Genomic DNA, 20,725 nt, shown 5'->3' on the forward strand with positions numbered 1-20,725 from the left:
GGGGCATGAAGACCTCCGTGGTGAGAGCTGGATCCTAGATAGCTCCACACCTCACCCGGAGGTCTTCCTCATGTCACGCCGCCCCGCCGAAGACGTACCTAACCTGCCGGGGCAATACAGCTAGGCCCGCGGCCCTGGCCACGGCGGCGAGGTCGGGGTTCTCCAGGCCAGTGCCGAAGGTGACGAAGCCGGCGGCCTTCATCTCCAGCTCCACGAAGTTCAGCGAGGAGTTGTTGAAGACCACGACCTTCACGGGCAGCTTGGACTGCACCAGGGTGAAGAGCTCGCCGAGCAACATCGTCAGGCCGCCGTCGCCGGAGAGCGTGACCACCTGGCGGCCCGGGTTCAGGCTCGCGGCGCCGATGGCGTGGGGGAGGGCGTTGGCCATGCTCCCGTGGATGAAGGAGCCGAGCAGGCTGCGCCTGCCGTTCATCGTGAGGTAGCGGGCCGCATAGACGACGGGCGAGCCGACGTCCGGGATGAACACCGCGTCCTCCGCGGCGTGAGCGTCGATCCGCGCCGCGACGTGCTGGGGGTGCAGCGGCTTGCCGTCCTTGGCCGGGCGGGCGAGCTCGTCGAGCTTGCGGCGGGTCTTGGCGTAGTGGCGGGTCGCGTCCTCGAGATGTCCCCGGTCTCGGCCCTCCCGCAGCAGGGGGAGCAGGGCGGAGGCGGTCTCCTTGACGTCGCCCACCACGCCGAGGTTGAGCTGGGCCCGCCGACCCAACTGTTCGCCGCGCAGGTCCACCTGGAGCACGCGCGCGTGCTCCGGGTAGAACTGGCGGTACGGGAAGTCGCTGCCGAGCACGAGCAGCGTCTGGGCGGCCTCCATGGCGCGGTAGCCCGAGGCGAAGCCCAAGAGGCCGGTCATGCCCACATCGAAGGGGTTCTCCCACTCGAGATGCTCCTTGCCGCGCAGCGCGTGGACGATGGGCGCGGCGAGCCGGTCGGCGAGGGCGATGACCTCGTCGTGGGCGCCGGCGGCCCCGGCCCCCGCGAGGATCGTGACGCGCCCGGCCGCGTTGAGCTCCCCGGCGAGCTCCCGCAGCTCGCTCTCGGAGGGGAGCACGCGCGGAGCGGGGGCGAAGGCCGCCGCGAGGGTGGAGGAGTCGGCGTCCTTGAGGGCAACGTCGCCAGGGATGACGAGCACCGCCACGCCGCGGCGGGCGATGGCGGCCTGCATGGCGGTGCGCAGCATGCGCGGCATCTGCGCCGGATCGCTCACGAGTTCCGCGTACACGGAGCATTCGCGGAAGAGTTCCTGCGGGTGCGTTTCCTGGAAGTAGCCGGAGCCGATCTCGTCCGAGGGGATCTGGGCGGCGATGGCCAAGACGGGCACCCGGGTCCTCGCCGCGTCGTAGAGTCCGTTGATGAGGTGCATATTGCCCGGCCCGCACGAGCCCGCACAGACGGCCAAGCGCCCGCTCAGCTCTGCCTCGGCCGCCGCGGCAAACGCGGCCGCCTCCTCGTGGCGCACGTGGCTCCAGGTGATGGAGTCGTTGGTGCGGATCGCGTCGGTGATCCCGTTGAGCGAATCCCCGGGGACGCCATAGATGCGCTGAACCCCCGAGGCCGCGAGCGAGTCGATGATCTGTTGTGCCACGTTTCCCATGGCAACCTCCCTGTCGTGGCGGCCGCTGGCGCGGCCTGGCGGCGGTGGGCCGCAGGCCCCCGGCCCAGCCTTCCCCGGCGGGGACGGATTGGCAAGGCCCGACGGCGTGGCGCGGCGCCTCGGGAGGCGGAGGCCGGGACAGGGGCCCGGTGCCTCAGGGGCACGAGGTGTCGGCCCCGTGGCCCATGCTGGGCGACACGCCCGACGCAGGGTGAGACACGCCGACGACGCTCCGATGGACACGCTGTGCACAACACCTCACTCGGGATCCGCACAGCCTGTGGATGACGGGTCGGCTTCCGCGGTTTCCTGCGGCTCTGGGGGTGGAGAAGGGTGTGGATTTCTGGTGGATGAACCACACGCGTGTAAGACATGATGTTGGGGTCAAGGAGGCAAGGTGGCACAAGATGTAGTGGTCGGAGGTAGACTAGAGGCAGTTGAGCGCAGCACGGACCCCGCGGGGATCGGCCTAGCAAAACCTCGCGGGGGACACAAGCGCGAGGACCTCAACAGCAGAACTTCACCAGCACTAGGAGCGGCCTTGTCAGAGCCGCTGATCGAAGGGATATCGACATGACCGTGACGGTGTACACCAAGCCGGCGTGCGTTCAGTGCAACGCCACCTACCGTGCCCTCGACAAGAAGGGCATCGAGTACAAGAAGGTGGACATCTCCCAGGATCCTGCGGCCCTGGAGCGCATCCGCGAGCTCGGCTTCATGCAGGCCCCGGTGGTCATCACCGAGTCCGATTCCTGGTCCGGCTTCCGCCCGGACAAGATCGAGGAGCTGGGCGCCCAAGCCGCTTCCGTGGCCTGAACCCATGAACATCACCCGCTCGGCGGGGGAAGGGAGGCGCTCGTGAGCGTCGACACTTCCTCCGCCGCGCTCGCCCCCGAGGGCGAACGGCTCGTGAGTCACGCACGCCTGGTCTACTTCTCCTCCGTTTCGGAGAACACCAAGCGCTTCATCGACAAGCTGGCCCAGCCGGCGCAGCGGATCCCGCTGCACCGTTCCGAACCCGAGCTTGTGTGCGCCAGTGACTATGTCCTGGTCGTGCCCACTTACGGTGGCGAGAAGGGTGAACACGCCATCCCGCCGCAGGTCCTGCGCTTCCTGAAGGCCCCGGAGAACCGGGAGCACCTCGTGGGCGTGATCGGGGCGGGCAACACCAACTTCGGCACCAACTACAACCTCGCGGCGCACAAGATCGCCAAGAAGCTCGGGGTTCCGGTGCTCTATCTGTTTGAACTCATGGGCACGCCCGAGGATGTGGCCCGTGTCAACCAAGGATTGGAAGAGTTTTGGACACTTCGCTCGCAGAGTCGGCCGTGAGCCGCGGCGGCAAGGAACTGCCCGAGGCCTACCAGGGTCTCGGCTACCACGAGCTCAACGCCATGCTCAATCTGTATGGCGCGGACGGCAAGATTCAGTTCGACGCCGACCGCTACGCGGCTCGCCAGTACTTCCTTGAGCACGTGAACAACAACACCGTGTTCTTCCACGACCTCGACGAGAAGCTCGAGTACCTCGTGGAGAAGAAGTACTACGAACCAGAGACGCTTGAGCAGTACCCGCGCGAGTTCGTGCGCGAGCTCTTCGACTTCGCCTACAAGAAGAAGTTCCGCTTCGAGACCTTCCTTGGCGCGTTCAAGTTCTACACCTCGTACACGCTCAAGACCTTCGACGGTAAGCGTTACCTGGAGCGCTTCGAGGACCGCGTCTGCATGGTGGCCCTCCACCTGGCCCGCGGTGACCAGAAGGTCGCCAAGCTGCTCGTGGACGAGATCATCTCCGGCCGCTTCCAGCCGGCCACGCCCACGTTCCTGAACGCCGGCAAGGCCCAGCGCGGCGAGCTCGTCTCCTGCTTCCTGCTGCGCGTCGAGGACAACATGGAGTCCATCGCCCGCGGCATCAACTCCGCGCTGCAGCTCTCCAAGCGCGGCGGCGGCGTGGCCCTCTCGCTGACCAACATCCGCGAGCACGGCGCCCCGATCAAGCACATCGAGAACCAGTCCTCCGGCGTCATCCCCGTGATGAAGCTCCTCGAGGATTCCTTCTCCTACGCGAACCAGCTCGGTGCCCGCCAGGGTGCCGGCGCCGTGTACCTGCACGCGCATCACCCGGACATCTACCGCTTCCTCGACACGAAGCGCGAGAACGCCGACGAGAAGATCCGCATCAAGACCCTCTCGCTTGGCGTCGTGATCCCGGACATCACGTTCCAGCTGGCCAAGAACAACGAGGACATGTACCTCTTCTCGCCGTACGACGTCGAGCGCGTCTACGGGCAGCCCTTCTCGGAGATCAACGTCACCGAGAAGTACTACGAGATGGTCGATGACAAGCGCATCAAGAAGACCAAGATCAACGCCCGCGAGTTCTTCCAGACCCTCGCCGAGATTCAGTTCGAGTCGGGCTACCCCTACATCGTGTTCGAGGACACGGTGAACCGGGCCAACCCGATCAAGGGCAAGATCACCATGTCTAATCTGTGCTCCGAGATCCTGCAGGTCTCCACGCCCTCGACCTTCAAGGACGATCTGTCCTACGAGTTCGTCGGCAAGGACATCTCCTGCAACCTCGGCTCCATGAACATCGCCAAGACGATGGATTCGCCGGACTTCGGCGTCTCCATCGAGGGCGCCATCCGCGCGCTCTCCGCCGTGGCGGATATGAGCTACATCGCCTCCGTGCCCTCCGTGGCCGAGGGCAACCTGAAGTCCCGCGCCATCGGCCTCGGCCAGATGAACCTCCACGGCTACCTGGCCCGCGAGCGCGTGCACTACGGCTCCGAAGAGGGCCTGGACTTCACGAACATCTACTTCTACACGGTGCTCTACCACGCGCTGCGCGTCTCGAACCAGATGGCCATCGAGACCTCCAGCCCGTTCGACGGCTTCGCCGACTCGAAGTACGCCTCCGGCGAGTTCTTCGACAAGTACACCGAGCAGGAGTGGGCCCCGAAGACGGAGAAGGTCCGCGAGCTCTTCGCCAACACCCACATCCCCACGCAGGATGACTGGCGCGCGCTGAAGGCCTCCGTCATGGAGCACGGTATCTACAACCAGAACCTGCAGGCCGTCCCGCCCACGGGTTCCATCTCCTACATCAACAACTCGACCTCCTCGATCCACCCCGTGGCCTCGAAGATCGAGATTCGCAAGGAAGGCAAGATCGGTCGCGTCTACTACCCGGCCCCTTACCTGACGAACGACAACCTGGAGTACTACCAGGACGCGTACGAGATCGGCTACGAGAAGATCATCGACACCTACGCCGCTGCCACGCAGCACGTGGACCAGGGCCTGTCCCTGACGCTCTTCTTCAAGGACACCGCCACCACGCGCGACATCAACAAGGCGCAGATCTACGCGTGGCGCAAGGGGATCAAGACGATCTACTACATCCGCCTGCGTCAGCTGGCGCTGGAGGGCACCGAGGTCGAGGGCTGCGTTTCCTGCATGCTGTGACCGCTTGAGCGGTGGTGGCCGCCGGCATCAACACCGGCGGCCACCACCGCATCCGCGGGCCCGCCCGCACCCAAGGCAACCACCCGACGTCGAGCATTGGCGTCACCCGCACCGCCGGCCCTCAAAGGGGCGGCGGGGGAGAGGAATCACGAGGACATGACTGACGGCGTGAAGCTGCTCGGCAAAGTCGAGGCCATCAACTGGAACCGCATCCAGGACGACAAGGACGTTGAGGTCTGGAATCGCCTGACCAACAACTTCTGGCTCCCGGAGAAGGTGCCGGTGTCCAACGACGTGCAGTCGTGGGGCACGCTCACCGAGGAGGAGAAGCTCCTCACCATGCGCGTGTTCACGGGCCTGACGCTCCTGGACACCATCCAGGGCACGGTCGGCGCCGTGGCGCTGATCCCCGACGCGATCACCCCGCACGAGGAGGCCGTGTACACCAACATCGCCTTCATGGAGTCGGTGCACGCCAAGAGCTACTCCTCGATCTTCTCGACGCTCGCGTCCACCAAGGAGATCGACGACGCCTTCCGCTGGTCCGTCGAAAACGAGTACCTGCAGAAGAAGGCTCAGATCGTCATGAGCTACTACCACGGCGACGATCCGCTCAAGAAAAAGGTCGCCTCCACGCTGCTGGAGTCGTTCCTGTTCTACTCGGGCTTCTACCTGCCCATGTACTGGTCCAGCCACGCCAAGCTGACCAACACCGCCGACATGATCCGCCTCATCATCCGCGACGAGGCAGTGCACGGCTACTACATCGGCTACAAGTACCAGCGCGGCCTCGAGACCGTGCCGGCGGACCGCCAGGCCGAGCTCAAGGACTACACCTACGACCTGCTCTACGAGCTCTACGAGAACGAGGTGCAGTACACGCACTCGCTCTACGACGGGGTGGGCCTGGCCGAGGATGTCAAGAAGTTCCTGCACTACAACGCCAACAAGGCGCTCATGAACCTCGGCTACGAGGCCATGTTCCCGTCCACCGTGACGAACGTGAACCCGGCGATCCTCTCGGCGCTCTCGCCGAACGCCGACGAGAACCACGACTTCTTCTCGGGCTCGGGCTCCTCCTACGTGATCGGCAAGGCCGTGAACACCGAGGACGAGGACTGGGACTTCTAGTCTCGATCCACCCCGGGAAGCCACCGACAGGGGTGCGGACCAGCAGTGCTGGTTCCGCGCCCCTGTTCCGTGTCGCATAGACTGCGCCAATAAGCATCTTTCAGGAGGTTCTCGTGAGCGCGCAGTCCCCAACCGCCATCCCCGCCACCGGCGCCAACAAGCGCGAGCCCGGCAACATGGTGATCTCCACGGGCATTCTCGTGATCATCGTCGGGCTCGTCATGGTGCTCGTCTCGCTGCTCGGGGGTGTGGTCGCCGACGCCAACTCGGCTCCCCTTGACGCCGAGAGCGGCGCGCTGGACCCCGCCGTGGTCATCGCCCGCACCTGGACCCTCATCGGCGCCGTCCTGACGCTCTTCGGCCTGCTCACCATGGCCGTGGGTTACCTGCGCCAGATCAATCACCGCCTCGGCCTGGGGCTCGAGCGCGGCTGATCAGGCCCGCCGCTCCCGCGGCGCGGGGCGCCCGAGGCACCCAGCACAACAGCACAGCACGACGGCGCGTGGTCACCACGCGCCGTCGTGCTGTGCTGTGTGCCCCGCCGCCTAACCGGCCAGGGTGGCGCGGTAGCCGTCCCAGGCCGCCTGACAGGAGCGCGCGATGGCGTCGACGCGGTCCTCGTCGGTGGAGGGCCACGTGGCGCCGGGGGAGTGCAGCGCCTCGACGGCAGCCTCGCCCATCAGGAACTCGCGCAGGAACTCCGCCTGCACCGCGTCGATGAGCGGCCCGGCCTCGCGCGTGCGGCGGCCGATGCCCACCGTGTCGCGCGCCTCGATGATCTCCTGGCTGCCGAGGTAGGGCTGGTTCAGACTGATGTCGTTCGGCGCGGCCCCGAAGCCGGCGCCGAACGCTTCCCTGAAGGCCCCCGCCAGGTTTCGCAGCCGCTCCGGCTGCATCGTCACGCCATCGAACGGCGCGGCGTCGGGGCGGGGATTGCCCTCGGCGTCGCCGCGATTCGACAGCGAGACGACGTTGGGCAGGCGGTCCTTCTCCGCCCGCTCCACGACCACTGCGCCGTCGGGCCGCGTGGTGGTGTTCATCGTGTCGTGGAAGGAGAGCGTGGTCAGCGGGGTGCGGGTGCCGAGGCCTTGATGGGTCTGGAACCAGCGGCGCAGCAGCGTGCGCCGCGTCTTCTCGTAGACGTCCACGCCGAGCGCGCCCGCCGCCTCGAAGTCGCCAAGCAGCGCCTCCCACTCCGCCTGCGTGGTGGGTTCCCTCAGCAAGGGGTAGAAGGAGAAGGTGACGGGGCGGATCGCGTCGACGCCGGAGAGGTCGACTCGCTGGAGCGGCCCGGCGGCCCGGACGCGCTCGAACGCCTCCCGGAGGGTGGCCTTCACGTCCTCGGGCTTGGCCCGGTTGGGATCGCGCACGAGCCGCGGGTGCGGGTTCTCGACGTAGATGACGCGGGGATCGATCTGCGCCCAGCGGCGCACGATCGGTGCCGTGGAGAGATCCGTGTAGTCGAATTGCAGGCGGCGCGTGTACTCGGGGACGAGGTGGCGGGCCACCTCCTCGGGCGCGGCGGAGCCGGAATGAGGGCAGCTCACGACGAGGTCGGCCTCGGCCAGAGCCTGCTCGAGGCTGCGGGACTCCGGGTTCGCGTAGAAGATCAGGTCCTCCGGCGCGAAGGCGGTGCCGGCAGGAATCAGGGCTGGCGAGGTCTCGCCCTCGGCCCAGGCGGTCAGCGGCATCATCCCAGCACCACCCCCAGCAGCGCGCCGGCAAGACAGGTGAAGAGCGCAAGCACCACCGCCGGGATGAAGAAGGAGTGGTCGATGAGCTTGGAGCCCAGCTTCGTGGAGCCCGTGTAGTCGAAGTTGGCGGCGGCGATCTGCGAGCCGTTCGTCGGGAGCACGTAGATACCGGCGAAGGCGCCGGACCACATGCCGGCGACGAGCCCGGGGGCGAGGCCGGCCGCGAGGCCGATCGGGACGATGGTCTGGGTCGCCGTGGACTGGCTCGTAGTCAGCACACACACGAGGAAGACGCCGAGGGCAAAGATCCACGGGGCGGCCTGCACCAGACCACCGACGGAGTTGGCGATGGCCTTGTCGTGCGCGCCGAGGAAGGTGCTCGTGAGCCAGGCGAGGCCGAAGAGGGCGATCGCCGAGGTCATGCCGGCCTTGAAGACCGAGCTGGCCGGGATCTCGGAGACCTTCGGCTTGGCCACGAGCACCACGAGGGCGCCGACGACCAGCATGATGATGGAGATGATCTGGGTCATGCCCATGGGGGCGCCGGCGGCATCCGCGGGGCGCAGGACCTTGAAGAGGCCGAACACCACGATGGCGACCACGCCGAGCAGGAAGATGATGGCGGCGTTGCGCCCGGCGGCCGTGGCCTGCGGGGTGTCGGAGGCCTCGGGGATGCCGCCTGCGGCGAGCTTGGCCTGGATCTCCGGATCGTCCTGCATGTTCTTGCCGAGTCGCGCCACCACGAAGGACGCCGCGACGATGCCGATGATGGCCGCGGGGATCGTGATCTTGAGGATGTCGACGAGGTCGAAGTTGTACGGCGGCTTCTCCGTGAGCACGAGCATCACGGCCATGGCGGCGGAGACGGGGGAGCAGGCCAGCGCCACGCCCGTGGAGACCACGGAGAGCGAGAGCGGGCGCGACGGGCGAATGCCGTTGCGGTAGGAGAGGTCAGTGATGACCGGCAGCAGCGGGTACAGGATGTTCGAGGTGCCGGCGCCGACCGAGAAGAGGAAGGCGACGAGGGGTGCCACGAGGGTGATCTGCTTGGGCCGTTTGGCGATGACCTTGGCGGCGACCGTCACCATCCAGTCGATGCCTCCTGCGGCCTGCATGGCCGAGGAGGTCACCACCACGGCCAGGACGATGAGTAGGGCATCGACGGGCGGTGAGCCGGCGGGTTCCCTGAAGCCAAAGACCAGAATGGCCACGCCCACGCCGCCCCAGAAGCCGAGGGAGACGCCGCTCGCCCGGGTTCCCATGGCGATGCAGGCGAGGACGACGATCAGTTCGAGGACAAAACGAGCGACCTCCATGCGTTCCTCCGTCTAGAAATATTCCTTTGGCGCCATCGTAGGCATGGCCGGATGCCGCAGGCCAAGGTTTGTGGGGTCCCGGTCCGCGGCTACGCGCGGGTAACGTGGATCACGCGATCGAGGGGTCGCGTCAGTTCCCTGCATGAGGAGTCACCCATGAGCTTTGCGCCGGACCGGCTGCCCGAGGACCTCGCCGAGGCCGAGGCCTACTACGTTCTCGACGCGAGGGACGGCGACACGGCGCGCTACCGCTCCACCGTGCACGCGCAGGGTGCCTGGAACCCCGGGGAGCAGCACATGGCCCCCGCCACGGGCGTCCTGGTCCACGAGCTCGAGCGCTTCAAGGCGCGCGAGGGGCTGCGGATCGTCAGGGTGTCCCTCGACATCCTGGGTCTCATCCCGGGCGGCGGCTTCACGGTCACCACCCGCATGGTGCGGCCCGGGCGCACGATCGAGCTCATCGAGGCGACCCTGGAGGCGCACGGGCGCACGTCCATCGTGGCCAGGGCCTGGCGCCTCGCCACGGGCGACACCTCCGCCGTGGCGCATGTGCAGGAGCCCTCGATCCCGGGGCCGAGAAAGTGCGTGGAGCGCGAGCTGTCGGCACGCTGGCCGGGTGGCTACATCGCCTCGCTGACCGGGCTCGGCGATCCGGCCAGCGGCGGCGGGCAGGGGACGGCCTGGCTCAGCAATGACCTCGAGATGGTGGACGGCGAGGAGACCACGCCGCTCGTGCGCCTGCTCGGCATGGTGGACACGGCCAACGGCGTGGCGCCGCGCCTGGATCCCCGCGCCTGGGCGTTCCCGAATGTTGATCTGCAGATCCACCTCTTCCGCGCACCGATTGGCCGCCGCCTGGGTCTCCGGGTGCTCCAGAGCGTGGGCGAGGACGGCGTGGGCCTGACGAGCTCGGTGCTGCACGACGAACAGGGACCCTTTGGGCGCGCCGAACAGATCCTCACCGTGCGGGAACAGGCCGCAACCTCCAGGTGAATCCGGCGTAGTGTGCTCCCGGCGCGGCCCGTGACTTGGTAGCGCGCGATGCGCACCCGGTCCCTGTCACGCCGGAGGTTTCTTGATGTCCCTGCCCTTCGCTGCCCCGGCCGTGCTCGTCGCCAGCATCGCCGCGCTGATCTTCGCTTCCACCGCGCCGCCGGCCGCGCCGGCCGGTGGCGCGGCCGCCGAATACGCCGTCGAGGCGCCGCTCGAGGTGACGCCTCAGGAAGCCGAGCTGACCGCCACCGGCGACCAGGCCGACGTCGTGCTCGAAACCCCCGAGGTCAAGGGCGAGTCCGTCCAGGCCCTGCCCGTCGAGGGTGTGTCGGAGGCCGCGCAGGAGTCCCCGGCGGCGCTCAAGGAGGCCGTTCCGGCGGAGGAGACCGAGCAGATCGCCCCGCAGGCCCAGCAGCAGCTCGGCGAGACCGAGGCGGATCGGCACCTGGCCCTGCTCACGCCCGTGCGCACTGCGCCCACCTTCACGGCCGTCGGCCTGACGTGGAAGGCGACAGCCGGGGTCAAGGTCACCGAGGCGTCCGTGCGCGTGCGCGAGAACGGCGAATGGACGCCCTGGACCGCCCTCGAGATCCCCGAGGTGGGGGAGGAGTCGGGGGCCACGGGCCGCGACGGCACGTCCCCGCTGTTGAGCAACGGCGCCGACGCCGTTCAGGCCCGCGTGCTGACGGCCAGCGGGTCGGCGCCGGATGATCTCAAGATCGATCTCGTGAACGGCGGAACGGCTCCGTCCCCGCGCGTCGAAGCGAGCGCAACCGCGCAGAGCCCCGCGTACCGTCCCGGTTCCGTGTCCGGCGACGTCCTGCGTCCCTCCGGCATCGTGAGCCGTGCCAAGTGGGGCGCGGACGAGAAGAAGGCGGACACGACGCCCTCGCGCTCCGTGAAGCTGCAGGCGATGTACATCCACCACACCGCGAGCTCGAACAGCTACACCCCGGCCCAGGCGGCCCAGGCGGTGCGCTCCTTCTTCCTCTTCCACACGCAGTCCCGCGGCCGGGACGACATCGGCTACCAGTTCCTCATCGACAAGTACGGGACCATCTACGAGGGACGCCGTGGCTCCCTCAACGACCTCGTGGTGGGCGCCCAGGCTGGTGGCTTCAACACCGGCAGCATCGGCGTCTCGATGATCGGCAACTACGACAGGGCGAAGCCCTCCGCCGCCATGCTCGAGTCGCTGCGCAAGGTGCTCGCCTGGAAGGGCTACGCCTACGGCATCGACGTGACGGGCAAGACCACCCTCACCGCCAAGGTGGAGGGCGCCTCGACGTCCTGCTACCAGGACGGCGCGCGGGTCACCGTGCCGACGCTCCTGGGCCATCGCACCACCAACTACACCGGCTGCCCCAGGCAGTACCTCTTCAACCAGCTCCCCGCCCTGCGCACGGACGTCAAGAAGCTGATCGACGCCGCCGTAGCGCAGCACGGCGCGGCCGGCTCACCCCTCAAGGCCCCCGTGCCCGCCGCGAAGTATGCGGGCAACCAGGGTCTCGTGCTCAGCGGCAAGGTCACCTTACGCTGGAAGAAGGTCCCCTACGCCGCCAAGTACCAGATCATGACGCGCGCCGTGGGACAGAAGGACGCCTTCTCCCGCAACGGGTTCTGGAGCGCGAGAAGCACCACCACGGCCCTGCGCAAGGCCATCACCCTCAAGCCCGGCGAGACCCGCGTGCTCGGGGTGCACGCCATCGACGCCCAGGGCCGGCCCGGCCCGGTCACGCGCCTGACGCAGCTGACCCGCCCGGTCTCGTGGTCGGCCGCCGACCTCAAGGTGAAGGACGCGGCGCTCGGTGCCAAGAGCTCCAGCGCGGCCAACGGCCGCGTGGTCACGGCCAAGAAGCAGGGAGCCACCGCCGCGGCGCGCTCCGTGGTCGGGGCCAACCGCGTGACGGGGCGCGTGCAGGCCACCAAGGGTGCCACCGTGCAACTGCGACAGGGCTCCACGCTGCTCAAGACCGCGAAGCTCTCGGCGAGCAAGAGCATCAAGACCATCAGCGTTTCGCTGCCCCGGCGCGGCAAGTCCGACGTGCAGCTCAAGGTGAGCAAGCTCGCCAAGAAGGCCACCGTGAACGACTACTCCATCGGCCTGAGCCGCTCGACGTTGGCCCCGGCGGCCACCCCCTACGTGGCCCCCGGAGCCGGTCAGGTGACCGGCCTGAGCAGCCCGGGCTCGTCGGCCTCCGCCACGGCGGGCTTCACGTGGAAGGGGCGCAGCGACGCTGCTTACTACCTCGTGCAGGTGCAGCGTGCCAAGGCCGGCGCGGCCCTGACGGGCGCCTATTCGGCCCCGGTCAGGGGCGGCGCGGCGTCCTTCTCCCTCGCGCTGGCCGAGGGGGAGAGCGCGCGGATCCGCGTGAGCGCCGTGAGCGTCTTCGGGCGGGCCGGCGTCTCCACCACCTCGTCGGTGGCTAAGCGCGCGACGCCGCCGGCACCGGTCACGCCCACCCCGGCGCCTTCCCCGGCGCCGAGCGTTCCGAGCACCCCCGCGAGCTAGCGCGGCGGCAACACAGCCGAAGCGGGGCCCGGCGCAGTGCTCCGGGCCCCGCTTCAGCATGCTTGGGCGTCTCCTCAGCGCGCGGGGAGCTCCCCGGCGAGGATCTTCTTGAGCTCGCGCTTGGGCACGGGCACGAAGCCGGCCTCGAGGTGCGCGCGGCGGAAGGCCGGATCGGCGCGGAACAGGGCCAAGCCGCGCTTGAGCAGGAACGGGATGGGCTTGCGGTGCTCGCGCACATCGCGCGCGAAGCGCAACAGCGAGGTGATCAGGCGCGGGGAGTCGACGTAGTAGGCCGTGACGGGCACGCCGGCCTCGCGCAGCGCGCCCAGGGCGGTGCGGGCGAAGACACCCTCGGCGACCACGCGTCCGCCGGGCTGCAGGCGCACACGGAGGCGGCCGAAGGAGGTGCTCTGCTCGATGGAGTACTTGGGCACCGAGGTCTCGCCCGTGCTCAGGAGCTGCTGGACGGCGGCGACGGCGGCCTCGCAGTTCCAGGTCCCCGGGTGGTCCCAGTCGATCTCGCCGTAGGCCGTGCGCGGCATGGGGTGCGTCTGATCCTCCGCGATGTTGCGGTAGAAGTTGTCCAGCTGCAGGGGCGGCGTGCCGTAGTGTTGGGCCAGATAGCTCTTGCCGGAGCCGGAGGCGCCTCCCAGGAGGATGAGGGGGACGGTGGGCGCTGCGGCTGGATCTGACACGCCCAGCATCATCCCACATTCACGGCGTCCACCCTGGCCGTTCTCCTGCCGTAGGCTCGCGAACGTGACCGATTCGACCCGCCTGAGCCTGCTGCGCGATCACGCCACGGGAGACGCCGCCGCCGACCTTGACCGTTCCCTCGGCCTCCTGCGCGAGGTCGCAGCGGGGCACCGCGGGCCGCTCCTGCGGGTCTACACGCCGGCTCCGACCCTCGCCTTCGGTCAGCGCGATGCACGGCTGCCGGGATTCGAGGCCGCGGCCGCCGCGGCGGCTGTGCTCGGCTTTGCCCCCGTGGTGCGTTCGGCGGGCGGGCGGGCCGCGGCCTACCACGAGGGCTGCCTCATCATCGATCAGATCCAGCCGGAGGCCGAGGCGATGAAGGGCCACCAGGCGCGCTTCGCCCGCTTCGGGGAGCTCTACGCCTCCGCGCTTGCCTCGCTCGGTGTGGACGCCGCGGTCGGGGAGATCCCGGGGGAGTACTGCCCCGGTGAGTTTTCGGTGCACGGCACCCGGCACGACGGCGCGGCGCGGGTCAAGCTCGTCGGCACGGCTCAGCGCGTGGTCGCCGGGGCCTGGTTGTTTAGCTCCGTGGTGGTGGTCTCGGGGGCGGTGCCGCTGCGCGAGGTGACGACGCGCGTCTACGAGGAGCTGGGGCTGGCGCTCGACCCCGCCACGGTGGGTGACGCCGCGGGGCTCGTGGCGCCGGGCGCGCCCGTCCCGACGCCGACCTCTGCGCTCGAGGCGATCCTCGCGACGTGGGCCGAGGCTGGCTACACCATCGGGGAGTGAGGGCGAACGAAGGAGGGGCGCGGCCCGTGGCCGCGCCCCTCCTTGCTCTTGCCCGGCGTCAGTGACCGCGGGCGATCCATTCGTCAAGGTGGGGAGCCTCGGCACCGATGCTCGTCTCGTCGCCGTGACCCGTCAGGACGCGGGTGTCGCGCGGCAGGAGGAACAGCTGCGTGGTGATGGAGTCGATGATCGTGTCGAAGTCCGAGTAGGAGCGCCCCGTCGCGCCCGGCCCGCCGTTGAACAGTGTGTCCCCGCTGAAGAGGACCCCCAGCTCCGGTGCGTAATAGCAGGTCGACCCCGGCGTGTGCCCAGGCGTCGCGAGGGCGCGCAGCTCGGTTCCGGCGACGGTGAAGACCTGTCCGGGTTCCACGGGACCGTCCGGCGCGTCGGCGTGAACCATGTCCCACAGCATGCGATCGGCAGCGGGGAGCAGCACGGGCGCGCCGAGCGCCCCCGCCGCCTCGCGCGCCGCGCGCACGTGGTCGTCGTGGCCGTGCGTCAGCAGGACGGCGTTCACCCGGCGCCCGGCCACCGCCTCGGTGACCCGCGCGACGTCGTGCGCTGGGTCGATGACGATCACCTCGTGATCGTCGCCGACGATCCAGACGTTGTTGTCCACCTCCCAGGTGCCGCCGTCCAGGCTGAAGGTGCCGCTCGTGACGACGTTTTCGATGAGCGCGGTCATTTGGCAACCTCCACGACGGAACGCAGCACGAGGCCCTTCGACATCTTCTCGAAGGCCTCGTTGATCTCGCCGAGGCCGATGCGCTCGGAGACGAAGGCGTCAAGGTCGAGGCGGCCCAGGCGGTACTGCTCCACGAGCATGGGGAAGTCGCGGCTGGGCAGGCAATCGCCGTACCAGGAGGACTTGAGGGAGCCGCCGCGGCCGAACACGTCATCCAGCGGGAGATCGAGGCGCATGCCGGGGGTCGGCACGCCCACGAGCACCACGCGGCCGGCCAGGTCGCGGGCGTAGAACGCCTGCTCGTAGGTCTCGGGGCGACCGATCGCCTCGATCACCACGTCGGCGCCGAAGCCGCCCGTCAGCGCGCGAATGGCCTCGACGGGATCCTGCTCGCGCGAGTTCACGCCGTGCGTGGCGCCGAGGCGCAGCGCCTGGTCGATCTTGGCCTGGTCGATGTCCACGGCGATGATCGTGGTGGCGCCGGCGAGGCGCGCGCCCTGGATCGCGGCGACGCCCACGCCGCCGCAACCGATGACGGCCACGGACTCGCCGCGCTGCACCTGGCCCGTGTTGATGGCGGCGCCCACACCGGCCATGACGCCGCAGCCGAGCAGGCCAACGGCCGCCGCGTCCACGTCGTCGCGCACGGGCGTGCACTGGCCGGCGGCGACGAGCGTCTTCTCCGCGAAGGAACCGATGCCGAGCGCGGGGGAGAGCTCCGTGCCGTCCGTCAGGGTCATCTTCTGCGTGGCGTTGTGGGTGTTGAAGCAGTACTGCGGCTGGCCCTTGAGGCACGCGCGGCATTCACCACACACGGCGCGCCAGTTGAGGATGACCCGCTCGCCGACCTTCACGTTCGTGACGCCCTCGCCGATCGCGGAGACCACGCCGGTGGACTCGTGGCCGAGCAGGTAGGGGAAGTCGTCACCCACGCCGCCGTGCACGTAGTGAAGATCCGTGTGGCAGACGCCGCAGGTCAGGACGTCCACGACGGCCTCGCCCGGGCCTGGGTCGGGGATCACGATGTCAACGATCTCCACTGGGGCGTTCTTGGCGCGCACCACGGCGCCCTTGACGGTCTGCGACATGACGTCTCCGTTCGTTCGAGTCCCGGCCGCCCAGGGGCAGGCACGGCCGTGTTCCGCTGTGACGGGCGCAACCCGTCACCCTCATCCGATCACGTTTGCGCTTTCGCGTCCCGATCGTCGGCACCGTGTGTCACGCTGTGAGCATGTGCGGACGTTATGTGATTGCCCGGGCGGCCGGGGACCTGGTTGACGAGCTGGATGCGTGGGAGCCGGAGGAAGAGATCCTCCTGCGGCCCAACTACAACGTGGCACCGACCACGGACGTGCCGATCGTGCTCGAGCGGCTCGTGGAGGCTGGGGCGCCGGGTGCCGTGCAGACGCCCGGCGGCCTCGTGCGCCGCGAGCTGCACGTGGCCCGCTGGGGCCTGTTGCCGATCTGGGCCAAGGACGCCTCCTTCTCCTCGCGCGCCTTCAATGCCCGCAGCGAGACCGTCCTGGAGAAGCCCTCCTTCCGCGGTGCCGTGAAGTCCAAGCGCTGCGTGGTGCCCGTGGACGGCTACTACGAGTGGCGCACCCCGGCCGGCGGCAAGGGCACCAAGACGCCCTTCTTCGTCCACCGCGAGGACGGCAAGCCCATCGTGTTTGCCGGGCTCTACGAGTGGTGGAAGGACCCCGCCGTCGCCGACGGCGAGGAGGGTCAGTGGGTGCTCTCCTGCACCATCTTGACCACTGAGTCTCCCTCGCCGGAGGACGACGGCGTGCAGGGCGCCTTGGGTGCCCTGCACGACCGCCTGCCCATCGCCTTGGCGGACGAGGACGCCATCTCGGCATGGCTGGATCCGAGCAACAAGGATGCAGCCTCCCTCGTGGAGGCCGTCCGGGCCCGGGCCGTCGAGGCCACTCAGGGCTGGGCTTTGCGCGAGGTCGGCTCCGCCGTGGGCAATGTGCGCAACAACGGCCCGGAGCTGATCGAGCCCGTCGGATCGCTGTTTTGAGCGCGGCGGACGGCGCCGAGGCACGGACGCTCGAGGAGCTGGCCGTCGCCCTGGAGGGCGTGGGCTTCGCCGGGGACTGGCATGCCAACACCCCCTGGGCCGTGCGCGCCGTGGAGTACGCGGCCGCGCAGGGCATCGCCACCCTGATCCACACGGGGGACTTCGCGTTCAGGTTTGAGCGGGAGTTCCTGGACGGGCTGCAGGAGGCGTGCGAGCGCTGGGGCGTGACGGTGCTGGCCGTGCGCGGCAACCACGACTCCACGGAGGAGATCGGGTACCTGCCCAAGAACGCCGAGGGCTTCCTCGAGGCCAGGCCCCGCGTGCTGATGATCCCCGACGGGCACCGCTGGGAGATCAACGGCGTGAGCCTGCTCGGCCTCGGCGGCGCCGGGTCCATTGATCGCATCCACCGCACCGCCGACGAAACCTGGTGGGCGGACGAGCGCCTCGACCCGAGGCTCGTGGACTCGCTCGAGGGCGCCGCGGACGTGGTGATCTCGCATGACTCCCCGTTTGGCGTGAAGCTGCCGGTGGATCCGCTCGTGGAGATCCACTTCCACCGGCTCGACGACTCGGTGGTGGACTACTGCCTGCGCAATCGGATGGTGCTGGCGCGCGGCGTGGAGCGGGTGCGCCCGAGCCTCCTGGTGCACGGGCACTTCCACCTGCTTGGAGCCTTCGAGCGCCCGCTGACGCCGGGTGAGGGCCCCGCCTCCACGCGCATCGTGTGCCTGGATCGCGACGACATGGGACTCGAAAGGAACGTCCTGACGGCGGCCGAGGTCGTGGGCCTGCCGCTCACCGTCACGGTGGGCTGACTGCCAGATCAATGCGAAACTCTCCCAAGCCAATGAGTTACTGAGTGGAAAGGGCAACGAGTGCCTGAGATCCGCGGGACGTTCATCTTCGACGCAGGATTGACCCCGGGCATGCGCGATGACGGGTCCCTCAGCCATTTAGTCTTCGACTCTTCGGGGAACTTGCGCGCGCATGCAAGTTTTGTTCCGGACGACGTCGAATCGGAAGACAGCTATTCCGATCCGTCGTGGTCGACGCCCCCCGAAGCGGAGGAGGTGAGGGAACTGCAAGAAGCTGATTTTCAAGCGGCAGCGGCCATGCTGTTGGTGGCCGCGGGGCTCGTGGTCGGCGCTGCTGTCGGCGTCCAACATCTCTGGAAACGTTGGCGCGTGCCCCTGGCCAAACGTGTTCGCAGCGTCTTTCGTCGTCGCTCGGCCCCAGACAGCAACAGTGCGCACGACGAAGTCGAGGTCTACGAATTGGCGCCGGTCATCACGGCTGCCGAGCTCGTCATCGCCCCTCAGCACCGTTCCATGAGCGAAGAGGAAGCCGCGCATCGCCTCGCCATGTTGATGGCTGCGGCGGCATTCGCGGCGCAGCAATATAGGGCTCTGGCCGATGCTGAGATTCAAAGCCAAGCTGTTCAGGAATTCTTGACGCTCTTGCCGCACTTGACGTCGCAGCAGGCCACAGACCGGCTCAATGTGGCTCTCGCGGCTGGAGACCATGTGCTGGACGCGCGTGCGAGGCTTGGGCTCGAACAATTGTTTCTCGGCGGGTACCAGGCGGATGGGTCATTCCGACCCGTAGAACGTGAGCGAGTCCGAGAGGTGCTCTCGAGTGAGCGCCCGGGCCAAGCAGGCTGAACCGCGGAATCCTCATGCCGCATCCAGGAGCGGGGCCCGTGGATGCGGCATGAGGAGCCTTCGATCTGGAGGCACCTAGTCTCAGCTAGCCCAGCGTGGTCGGCCGCTCCCAGTCCTCGCCGAGCGTGTGCTCGGCCAGGAACGCGATGAAGGTCTCGTACCAGAGCTCGGCGTTGCCGCGGCGGGCGATCCAGTGCCCCTCGTCCGGGAAGTAGAGGAAGCGGTGCCGGGTCTTGCCCTCGGCGTCCAGCGGCGTGGCCGAGCGCGTGAGCAGGTCGTACCAGAGGGTCTGACCCTGGCCGATCGGAACGCGGTAATCCTTGTCGCCGTGGATCACGAGCAGCGGCACCTCGATCGCCTCGGCGTAGTGATGCGGCGAGTACGTGGCGTATTGCTGCGCCATGGCCGGCGCCCACTCGGCGTTGTCGGTGGTGCGGCCCATGGACTCGGTGTCCCAGAGCGAGGCGTGCGTGACGATGCAGCGGAAGCGGTCTCCCGTGTGCCCGGCCACCCAGTTGGCCATGTAGCCGCCGTAGGAGCCTCCAGCGAAGGCCGTTCGCGTCTCGTCCACGTCGGCCCGCGCGATCGTCGCGTCGGTCAGCGCCATGATGTCGGTGAAGGGCACGCCGCCGAGCTGCTGCTGCCCGCGCGCGATCATCGCCGTCCCGTAGCCCGTGGAGATCGCCGGATCCGGCAGGAGCACGGCGAAGCCGGCGTCAACGAAGGGGTTCGGGTTCCAGCGGTAGGTCCACGCGTTCCAGGAGCCCCACGGGCCGCCGTGAGCGAAGACCACGAGCGGGTGCGGCCCCTCGCCGGCGGGCAGGCGCAGCCACGCGCGCAGCTCAGTGCCGTCCTCGGCCGTGGCAAACACCTCGGTCAGCGAGCCCGTCTGCGCCGTCTGCTGGGCGGGGGTGGGGAGCTCGGTGAGGTGCCCCGAGGCCGGATCCACGGCCACGGGGAAGGGCGCCACATCGATCGCGGAGGCCGTCGTGACGACGCGCGAGCCGGCCACCTGCGGGGAGCCAAACGCGAGCTTGTCCTCGGGGCCGCCGGCCAGCCGCCGCGGCGCGGGTTCCGCGATCCCGCCGATCCACAGCGAGCCTCGCCCGTGATCGTCGCTCGCGGCCACCACGGTGGCGTCGTCGAGCCACGCGGGATCCAGCCAGAAGTCGTGCTCGGGCCACAGGCGGGTGGTGGCGCCGCTCTTCAGGTCAAGGACGAGCGTCTCGGAGTCCAGATCGCTGCTGGGCGTCCAGTGGGCCTCGCGGCCGATGAGCGCGCGCGTGCCGTCGGGACTGATGGGCCCGCTCCAGTGCGAGTAGCTGACCTCGGCGTCCAGTAGCAGGCGAGGTTCGCCGCCGCCCACGAGGTCCACGAGCCAGAGCTGTGTGGCGCCGAGCTGGCCCGGGATCGACACGGAGACGCCCACCACCGCGCGCGTGCCGTCGGGTGAGGGCTCCCAGCCCTCCACGCGCCCCTCGGGCATCCGCGCCCACCGGAAGGAAAGCACCTGCGCCTCCGGCGCGTCGTCGTCCTCTCCGCCGGCGGCAGGCCCGGCCAGCGGCGCCAAGGAGCCGAGGTCCTCGGGGAGCTCGGCCACGGCCAGCACGGTGCGGCCGGGGCCCAGGTCGGCGTTCCAGTACCGCAGCGGGAAGCCCTCGTGCAGGACCGCGCTCGTCTTGGCGTCCTGGCGGGCCTTGGAAAGCTCGGCGTGGCTCTTCTCGTCCGTGGCCTGCGAGTGCGCGTCCAGCTCGGCGAGGAGCAAGCCGCCGCGCACCTCGATGCGCCCGAAGCCCCCGGGGCGGCTCGCGAGCTGCGCCGCCTCGCCGCGGGCCGGCAGGCCCCACAGCGTGGCGTCGTCGGCCTCGTTGCCGTCCTCGCCCACGCGCTTGGCGGTGAAGTAGGTGGAGCCGTCGTCGCTCAGCGCCGCCGACCCCACGGAGGCGTTGCCACGCGTGAGCCCGAGCGGCGCGCCGCCGTCCAGCTCCACGAGGCGGCTGCGGTAGCTCGTCCCCTTCGCGTCGGGTGAGGTGGCCTTGGCGACGATCCGGCCGCCGGGCGAGGTGAGGAGGGCGTCGAGGCGGGTGGCGTTGAGCAGCTCGGTCACTGTGGTGCGCGTCATAGAAGCATCCTGCCACCGAGG

At 69.0% G+C, this 20,725-nt stretch carries 18 protein-coding genes; 11 read left to right on the forward strand and 7 right to left on the reverse strand.

Features of this window, described 5'->3' with window-relative positions; translation table 11 throughout:
* Positions 1 to 73 precede the first annotated feature (73 nt).
* Positions 74 to 1,609: a ubiquinone-dependent pyruvate dehydrogenase gene (gene poxB / locus DWB68_RS03315; protein WP_119423725.1), complete on the reverse strand. Its 1,536-nt coding sequence runs from the start codon at positions 1,607 to 1,609 to the stop codon at positions 74 to 76.
* Between the two features lie 573 nt (positions 1,610 to 2,182).
* Here poxB and nrdH point away from each other — a divergent pair.
* The 5 genes from nrdH (at position 2,183) to DWB68_RS03340 (ending at position 6,644) form a co-directional block, all read left to right on the forward strand.
* Complete coding sequence (gene nrdH / locus DWB68_RS03320; RefSeq protein WP_119423726.1) at positions 2,183 to 2,425, forward strand: glutaredoxin-like protein NrdH; 243 nt, start codon at positions 2,183 to 2,185, stop codon at positions 2,423 to 2,425.
* A 42-nt stretch (positions 2,426 to 2,467) separates the two neighbouring features.
* Positions 2,468 to 2,941, forward strand: a complete 474-nt coding sequence (gene nrdI, locus DWB68_RS03325) for a class Ib ribonucleoside-diphosphate reductase assembly flavoprotein NrdI (protein WP_119423727.1) — start codon at positions 2,468 to 2,470, stop codon at positions 2,939 to 2,941.
* A gap of 17 nt (positions 2,942 to 2,958) precedes the next feature.
* Positions 2,959 to 5,079 carry a class 1b ribonucleoside-diphosphate reductase subunit alpha gene (gene nrdE, locus DWB68_RS03330; protein WP_119423843.1) on the forward strand — a complete coding sequence of 707 codons (2,121 nt, stop codon included), beginning with the start codon at positions 2,959 to 2,961 and terminating at the stop codon, positions 5,077 to 5,079.
* Positions 5,080 to 5,235: 156 nt separating this feature from the next.
* Positions 5,236 to 6,210, forward strand: coding sequence for a class 1b ribonucleoside-diphosphate reductase subunit beta (nrdF, locus tag DWB68_RS03335; RefSeq protein ID WP_119423728.1), 975 nt, complete (start codon positions 5,236 to 5,238; stop codon positions 6,208 to 6,210).
* A 113-nt stretch (positions 6,211 to 6,323) separates the two neighbouring features.
* On the forward strand, positions 6,324 to 6,644 hold the full coding sequence (locus DWB68_RS03340; RefSeq protein ID WP_119423729.1) for a hypothetical protein: 321 nt from the start codon (positions 6,324 to 6,326) through the stop codon (positions 6,642 to 6,644).
* A 111-nt stretch (positions 6,645 to 6,755) separates the two neighbouring features.
* Here the strand turns inward: DWB68_RS03340 and DWB68_RS03345 are convergent, their stop codons facing one another.
* Together DWB68_RS03345 and DWB68_RS03350 are read right to left on the reverse strand one after the other, a co-directional pair.
* Positions 6,756 to 7,904 carry an N-formylglutamate amidohydrolase gene (locus DWB68_RS03345; RefSeq protein WP_233548588.1) on the reverse strand — a complete coding sequence of 383 codons (1,149 nt, stop codon included), beginning with the start codon at positions 7,902 to 7,904 and terminating at the stop codon, positions 6,756 to 6,758.
* Positions 7,901 to 9,220 carry an anaerobic C4-dicarboxylate transporter family protein gene (locus tag DWB68_RS03350; RefSeq protein WP_119423731.1) on the reverse strand — a complete coding sequence of 440 codons (1,320 nt, stop codon included), beginning with the start codon at positions 9,218 to 9,220 and terminating at the stop codon, positions 7,901 to 7,903. The genes DWB68_RS03345 and DWB68_RS03350 overlap by 4 nt, the downstream gene beginning before the upstream one ends.
* A gap of 156 nt (positions 9,221 to 9,376) precedes the next feature.
* On the opposite strand from DWB68_RS03350, the gene DWB68_RS03355 reads away from it, so the two are divergent.
* Positions 9,377 to 10,213: a thioesterase family protein gene (locus DWB68_RS03355; protein WP_119423732.1), complete on the forward strand. Its 837-nt coding sequence runs from the start codon at positions 9,377 to 9,379 to the stop codon at positions 10,211 to 10,213.
* A gap of 85 nt (positions 10,214 to 10,298) precedes the next feature.
* On the forward strand, positions 10,299 to 12,725 hold the full coding sequence (locus DWB68_RS03360; RefSeq protein ID WP_147391565.1) for a peptidoglycan recognition protein family protein: 2,427 nt from the start codon (positions 10,299 to 10,301) through the stop codon (positions 12,723 to 12,725).
* A gap of 74 nt (positions 12,726 to 12,799) precedes the next feature.
* Here the strand turns inward: DWB68_RS03360 and DWB68_RS03365 are convergent, their stop codons facing one another.
* Positions 12,800 to 13,420, reverse strand: coding sequence for a uridine kinase (locus DWB68_RS03365; protein ID WP_233548589.1), 621 nt, complete (start codon positions 13,418 to 13,420; stop codon positions 12,800 to 12,802).
* Positions 13,421 to 13,484: 64 nt separating this feature from the next.
* Here DWB68_RS03365 and DWB68_RS03370 point away from each other — a divergent pair, with 64 nt between their 5' ends.
* Positions 13,485 to 14,210, forward strand: a complete 726-nt coding sequence (locus DWB68_RS03370) for a lipoate--protein ligase family protein (RefSeq protein WP_119423734.1) — start codon at positions 13,485 to 13,487, stop codon at positions 14,208 to 14,210.
* A gap of 58 nt (positions 14,211 to 14,268) precedes the next feature.
* Here DWB68_RS03370 and DWB68_RS03375 read toward each other — a convergent pair whose 3' ends face one another.
* Together DWB68_RS03375 and DWB68_RS03380 are read right to left on the reverse strand one after the other, a co-directional pair.
* The gene (locus DWB68_RS03375) at positions 14,269 to 14,895 is read right to left on the reverse strand and encodes an MBL fold metallo-hydrolase (RefSeq protein ID WP_119423735.1); all 627 of its coding nucleotides are present in this window, start codon (positions 14,893 to 14,895) and stop codon (positions 14,269 to 14,271) included.
* Positions 14,892 to 15,983 carry an S-(hydroxymethyl)mycothiol dehydrogenase gene (locus DWB68_RS03380; protein ID WP_119423736.1) on the reverse strand — a complete coding sequence of 364 codons (1,092 nt, stop codon included), beginning with the start codon at positions 15,981 to 15,983 and terminating at the stop codon, positions 14,892 to 14,894. The genes DWB68_RS03375 and DWB68_RS03380 overlap by 4 nt, the downstream gene beginning before the upstream one ends.
* 143 nt (positions 15,984 to 16,126) lie before the next feature.
* On the opposite strand from DWB68_RS03380, the gene DWB68_RS03385 reads away from it, so the two are divergent.
* The 3 genes from DWB68_RS03385 to DWB68_RS03395 are packed head-to-tail and all read left to right on the forward strand — an operon-like array spanning position 16,127 to position 18,582.
* Entirely contained in the window at positions 16,127 to 16,918 is a 792-nt protein-coding gene (locus tag DWB68_RS03385) for an SOS response-associated peptidase (protein ID WP_119423737.1), read from the forward strand.
* Positions 16,915 to 17,736, forward strand: coding sequence for a metallophosphoesterase family protein (locus DWB68_RS03390; RefSeq protein WP_158588193.1), 822 nt, complete (start codon positions 16,915 to 16,917; stop codon positions 17,734 to 17,736). Before DWB68_RS03385 ends, DWB68_RS03390 begins: the two co-directional genes overlap by 4 nt.
* Before the next feature lie 60 nt (positions 17,737 to 17,796).
* The gene (locus DWB68_RS03395) at positions 17,797 to 18,582 is read left to right on the forward strand and encodes a hypothetical protein (RefSeq protein WP_119423739.1); all 786 of its coding nucleotides are present in this window, start codon (positions 17,797 to 17,799) and stop codon (positions 18,580 to 18,582) included.
* 85 nt (positions 18,583 to 18,667) lie between these two features.
* Here DWB68_RS03395 and DWB68_RS03400 read toward each other — a convergent pair whose 3' ends face one another.
* Entirely contained in the window at positions 18,668 to 20,704 is a 2,037-nt protein-coding gene (locus DWB68_RS03400) for a S9 family peptidase (protein ID WP_119423740.1), read from the reverse strand.
* Positions 20,705 to 20,725 lie beyond the last annotated feature (21 nt).

It is taken from the genome of Galactobacter valiniphilus (assembly GCF_003575975.1).
Taxonomy (GTDB): domain Bacteria; phylum Actinomycetota; class Actinomycetes; order Actinomycetales; family Micrococcaceae; genus Galactobacter; species Galactobacter valiniphilus.